This is a genomic window from Mesorhizobium sp. M8A.F.Ca.ET.021.01.1.1 (assembly GCF_003998025.1).
In the GTDB taxonomy this organism is placed as follows: Bacteria; Pseudomonadota; Alphaproteobacteria; order Rhizobiales; family Rhizobiaceae; genus Mesorhizobium.
In genome coordinates this window covers 1-5,279 of the sequence record NZ_RZSJ01000447.1, presented here as the reverse complement: position 1 = coordinate 5,279, position 5,279 = coordinate 1, and the positions used below count along the sequence as shown (strand labels likewise).

Annotated in this window: 4 protein-coding genes and 1 pseudogene; 4 read left to right on the top strand and 1 reads right to left on the bottom strand. The window is 62.3% G+C overall.

All coding sequences use genetic code 11. The features are described from left to right. The coding region (locus EOA36_RS26660) for a bifunctional [glutamine synthetase] adenylyltransferase/[glutamine synthetase]-adenylyl-L-tyrosine phosphorylase (RefSeq protein ID WP_127280100.1) at window positions 1–1,483 on the top strand (1,483 nt) is incomplete at its 5' end. Window positions 1,484–1,533: 50 nt separating this feature from the next. Then, window positions 1,534–2,013, top strand: a complete 480-nt coding sequence (locus EOA36_RS26655; RefSeq protein WP_127280099.1) for a hypothetical protein — start codon at window positions 1,534–1,536, stop codon at window positions 2,011–2,013. A gap of 45 nt (window positions 2,014–2,058) precedes the next feature. On the opposite strand, the gene EOA36_RS26650 is transcribed toward EOA36_RS26655, so the two are convergent. Beyond that, complete coding sequence (locus EOA36_RS26650) at window positions 2,059–4,380, bottom strand: PAS domain-containing sensor histidine kinase (RefSeq protein ID WP_127280098.1); 2,322 nt, start codon at window positions 4,378–4,380, stop codon at window positions 2,059–2,061. Window positions 4,381–4,704: 324 nt separating this feature from the next. Between EOA36_RS26650 and EOA36_RS26645 the strand changes: the two are divergent. Both EOA36_RS26645 and EOA36_RS26640 read left to right on the top strand, forming a co-directional pair. Then, a pseudogene (locus tag EOA36_RS26645) lies at window positions 4,705–4,960 on the top strand (type II toxin-antitoxin system RelE/ParE family toxin). Window position 4,961: 1 nt separating this feature from the next. Beyond that, window positions 4,962–5,261: an addiction module antidote protein gene (locus EOA36_RS26640; RefSeq protein WP_127280097.1), complete on the top strand. Its 300-nt coding sequence runs from the start codon at window positions 4,962–4,964 to the stop codon at window positions 5,259–5,261. Window positions 5,262–5,279: the final 18 nt, after the last annotated feature.

The window sequence follows — 5,279 nt, the reverse complement described above, 5'->3', positions numbered from 1 at the left end:
GCAGACCCTGCACGGTCTCGGCTTTCAGCGGCCAAGCGACATTTGCCGGGTCATCCGCGGCTGGCATTTCGGGCGCTATCGCGTCACCCAGTCGGCGGAGGCGCGTGAGCGGCTGACGGAACTGACGCCGGCACTGCTCAAGGCCTTCGGCCAGACGCGCCGGGCCGACGAGGCGCTGGTCCGTTTCGACGAGTTCCTCGCCGGCTTGCCGGCCGGCATACAACTGTTCTCGCTGCTGCAGTCGAACCCCGCACTGCTCAAGCTGATGGCGACGATCATGGGCGCGGCGCCCCGGCTGGCGGTGATCATCACCCGCCGGCCGCATGTCTTCGACGGCTTGCTCGACCCGGCATTGCTAACCGAGCTCCCCGACCGTGCCTATCTCTCGGCGCGGCTTTCCGCCTTCCTCGAAGGCGACAGGGCTTATGAGGACGTGCTCGACCGGCTGCGCATATTTGCTTCCGAGCAGAAATTCCTGATCGGTGTGCGGCTGCTCGCGGGCTCGATCGATCCGGCCCGCGCCGGCCGCGCTTTCTCCGATCTGGCGGACCTGACAATCGCGGCGGCATTGGAAGCGGTGACCGCCGAATTCGCGGTGCGCCACGGCACGATCGCCGGCGGTGTGGTCTCGCTGCTCGGCATGGGCAAGCTTGGCAGCCGCGAATTGACCGCCGGGTCGGATGTCGATCTCATCCTGCTCTACGATCACGATGCGGACGCCGAGGATTCCGATGGCGACAAACCGCTGGCGCCGTCGCACTACTACTCCCGCATGACGCAGCGGCTGATATCGGCGGTATCGGCGCCGACGGCGGAAGGGGTGCTTTACGAACTCGACCTGCGTTTGCGGCCGTCCGGCAACAAGGGACCGGTCGCCACCCATATCGATGCCTTCAAAAAATACCAGCGCCAGGAAGCCTGGACCTGGGAACACATGGCCCTGTCGCGGGCGCGTGCCATCGCCGGTGATGATGGCTTGTGCGGTGAGGTCGAGGCGGAAGTTGCCGCGGTGCTCGGCCAGTCGCGCGATGCGGCAAAGGTGAGGGCCGAGGCCTCGGAAATGCGTGCCATGATCGAGCAGGAAAAGCCGGCCCGCGACCCGTGGGACATCAAGCTGATCCCGGGCGGTCTGATCGATCTCGAATTCATCGCCCAGGTGGCTGTCATCAGCGGGCAGGTCGAGGCCGGACCGCGCGCCACCGGTACGGCCGAGATACTGTCTCGCCTGACGCCCCGTTTCGCCAATGCCGCGATCAGGCAGGACCTTGGCGATGCTTACGCCCTTTATCTGGCGCTGACCCAGATGACGCGGCTGTGCCTTACCGGACCCTTCGAACGTGACGACGTTCCGCCGGGGCTTTCGGATCTGCTTCTGGCGGTCACCGACCTGCCGGATTTCGGTGTGCTGGAAGCACATCTCAAGGAGACGTCGCAAAAGGTCAGGAAGGATTTCGACCTTTTGCTTCGTGCCGGGGGGTCGTGACCAACGACCATCCGGCCGCATCGGGGGTGACGATGCAACAGGAGAAAATCATGAGAAAGACAATCAAGCTCGCACTTGCCTTCATCGCCCTGGCCGGAGCCGTCGGCGGCGCCGCCTATGCCGAGAATGTCGACAGCGCAAATATGCGTCAGCGCACCATGATGCGGCTCGACAAGGCGATGAAGGAGAATGACGGCACCATTACCTTCGATCAGTTCTCCAATGTCATGGACGCGCGGCTCAAGAAGCTTGTCGCCGACAATGGCGGCAAACTGACTGTCGCTCAACTCGCCGACGCGCTGGAGAAGGCACGCTTCGAACGCATGGCCAGGCGCATCATCGCCCGTTACGACAGCAAGGGCGACGGCACGCTGACCGCTGATGACATCAGCGGCCGCGAGAGGAAGCTTTTCGCCGTGCTCGACAAGAACAATGACGGCAAGATCGAGAAGGGCGAACTGCCGAAGCGCGGCCGCTTTGGCCATGACCGCCAATGGGATCACGAAGGCAACGACGGCGGCCTGCAGTAGGATTGGTTGATGCGGGCTCCGACATCGTCCGCCGCAGTCCGTCGCTCAGGCCGCGGCCTTGACCGCCGTTGGCGCCTTCTTCACGGGAATGCGCACCGACACGATCGTGCCGACACTCTCGGTGGAACGGATCTTCAGGGCACCGCCCTGCAACTCGGCCAATGAGCGTGAAATCGCAAGGCCAAGACCGGAGCCGGCATGGTTCTTGGAAAACTGGTTCTGGACCTGCTCGAACGGGCGCCCGAGCTTGCCGAGCGCTTCCTTCGGGATACCGCAGCCATTGTCCTCGATTGTCAGCACCAGCGCGCCTGACGTGTTGCGGGCCCTGACCGATATGTGGCCGCCCTGGCCGGTGAACTTCACCGCATTGGACAGGAGGTTGATGACGATCTGCTTGATCGCCCGGCGATCGGCGAACAACGTCAGCGCGTCGGCGATACGCGTTTCCACGGTGATCGCCTTCTGCGCCGCCTGCAGCGACACGACACGCACCGTCTCGCTGATCAGTGGACCGAGATCGATCTGCTCCTGGTCCAGCGAGAACTGGCCCGCCTCGATCTTGGACATGTCGAGAATGTCGTTGATGACGCCAAGCAGGTATTTGCCGCTGCTGTTGATGTCGGTGGCGTACTCCTCGTAACGTTCTGAGCCCAGCGGGCCGAACAGCCCCTGTTCCATCAGTTCGGAGAAGCCGATGATGGCATTGAGCGGTGTGCGCAGTTCATGCGACATGTTGGCCAGGAATTCGGATTTGGCCCGGTTCGCCGCTTCGGCGCGCTCGGTTTCCTTCATGTATTTGCGGTTGAGGTCGACCAACTCGCGCGCCCGTTCCTCTTCTGCCCGGCGGGCGAGGCTGAGATCATGGATGGTCGCCATCAGCCGGCGCTCGCTGTCGACCAGCTTTTCCTGGTGCAGCTTGATCTGGGTGATGTCGGACCCGACCGAGACGATGCCGCCGTCCCTGGTCCGGAGTTCGTTGACCTGAAGCCAGCGGCCGTCGGACAGCTGCCGCTCGAACGTGGCGCCGCCCTGCGGACCATTGGTATTGGCAAGCCGGCGTTCCGAAGCAAAGGCCAGCATCCGCTCTTCCAGGGACGCGCGCGTCACACCTGGCATTACGTCGCGATCCGAGAGCCCGTTGTCCTGCTGGTATTTGGAATTGCACATGATCAGGTGCTGAGCCGAATCCCAAAGCACGAAGGATTCATTGATGTTCTCGATCGCGGTCCTGAGGCGAAGATCGGCCGCTTCGGAGCGCAGCGCCAGATGCCGTTGCTCGGTGACGTCGACCGCGATGCCGATCAGCTGGATCTCCGGCGCTTCCGGATCCATGACCTGTGCCCGGGCGCGCATCCACACCCATTGGCCATCGGCATGCCGCATCCGGAACACCTGGTCGATATGATCGATCTCGCGCGCGACGATCTTGTTGGCGAGTTCGAACAGGTCGCCGTCCTCGGGATGGATGATCTCGTCGACCTCGCCGAAGGACAGCATCGTCTCGCAGGGCTCGTAGCCGAGCATGTCGTACATCGAGCGTGACCAGTACATCTTGCCACGCACCATGTCCCAGTCCCAAAGGCCGCAGCGGCCGCGCACCAGCGCCATGTCGATACGCTGATGTGCCTCGAGATAGATGCGGTCGGCTGCCTGCGCGCGCGCCGCCTGTCCGAAATAGGCATAGAGGATGATGATAAGCACGCCGGCCGTCAGCACGAACAGGGTGACGTTGAGCGAGACTGTCTTGCGCCAAGTGTCGAAGACCGCCTCTTGCGGCACAAGCGCCGCGGCGGCTCCCTTCCTGTCCTTGGACAGGCTGACCGCCGCGTACCAGTCCTGACCGCCGATGTTGACCTCTATGACACCGGCGCGATCGCCGAACATGAACAAAGGCTGGCCGCCCTGGACGAGGCCGTCGAGCGCATGGCCTTGCCAGGGCACCGAACGCGGCGTCACCGCGGTGATCCTGAAGGCACTGTCGGTGACGACCAACACGTGGCTGCGGCCCATCGCGCCCTGGCGGCTGGTGGTCTCCAGCAGGTCCTGGGTGGCGCCCGGCAGCGTGTCCGACGTGGTGGCGAGCGAACTGGCGAGCTGCGCGGCGGCCAGCGTCAGGATCGCCTTGGCATCGCGCTCGACATCGTCGCGCTCGTTCATCAGCGAGAGCACACGCAGCGCCGCGATGACGAGCAGGAAGATGACGATGAGGGCCGGTATCGACCGACGCAGCAGCGGTTCAGCCGCAAGAAGCCGCTTGTAGGCCGGTTCGGCGATGAGCCGCGTATTCCCGGCAAGGCCGTCGCTGCGCGTCTCGCGACGCGCAAAAGCCATCCCACCGGGCGCGCCCCACGCGTCCGCCTTCGCCATAAATGGCACTCCCCGATTTCCAGTATGCCGCATTTCTATGTGCTGGTGACCCGGCAACACCGCACTTCCGAATCGCCATTAAAGAATCAAAGGTGATTCGCCTTGTCCAGTGGTCCGGCGAAAAAAGATTAAAAATCGACTTAAATAATGCTGAATCGACCCAATGCCCTTTTTGAGCGCGACCCTATGGCGAGGGCTATGTGACAGAAGGCGAGTCGGATAAGAGCGGACCGATCCTTGAGCTTTCCTTTACGGGATGTAGTTTATAAACTACAATTCCCTATGATCGATCTAAAGCAGACCGAAACGTTCCGAAAATAGTGGATGCGGCTAAAGGATGAGCGCGCTCGTGGCGCGATCTTTGCCCGGCTTGACCGTCTTGCTTATGGGCATCCGGGAGACGTTGAGCCTGTGGGAGAGGGGATAAGCGAGTTGCGTATCCACCATGGCCCCGGCTTACCGCGTCTATTTTCAGAAGCGGGGCAACACGATCATCGTCCTCCTGTGCGGCGGTGACAAAGGCACCCAGAAGAAGGACATCAAGACGGCGAAACGTCTGGCACAAGAATGGAGCGAATGAGATGGCTGAGAAACGGACGACCTTTGATCCGGCTGAAGGCCTGACCTCCGATGAGGCGATTGCGGCATTCATGGCGGAAGCGTTTGCTTCCGAAGATCCTGGCTATATCGCGCATTCGCTGGGTGTCGTTGCGCGCGCTAAGGGCATGGCCCAAATAGCGAGCCAGACGGGACTTTCGCGTGAACAGCTTTATCGCTCGTTCAGTGAGAACGGCAATCCGACACTAAAAACCACGATTGCAGTGATGAAGGCCCTTGGAATCGAGTTGACCGCAAAGGCACAGCCCCATCAGTCGGCTTGATAGGCGCCGGGCACAGGA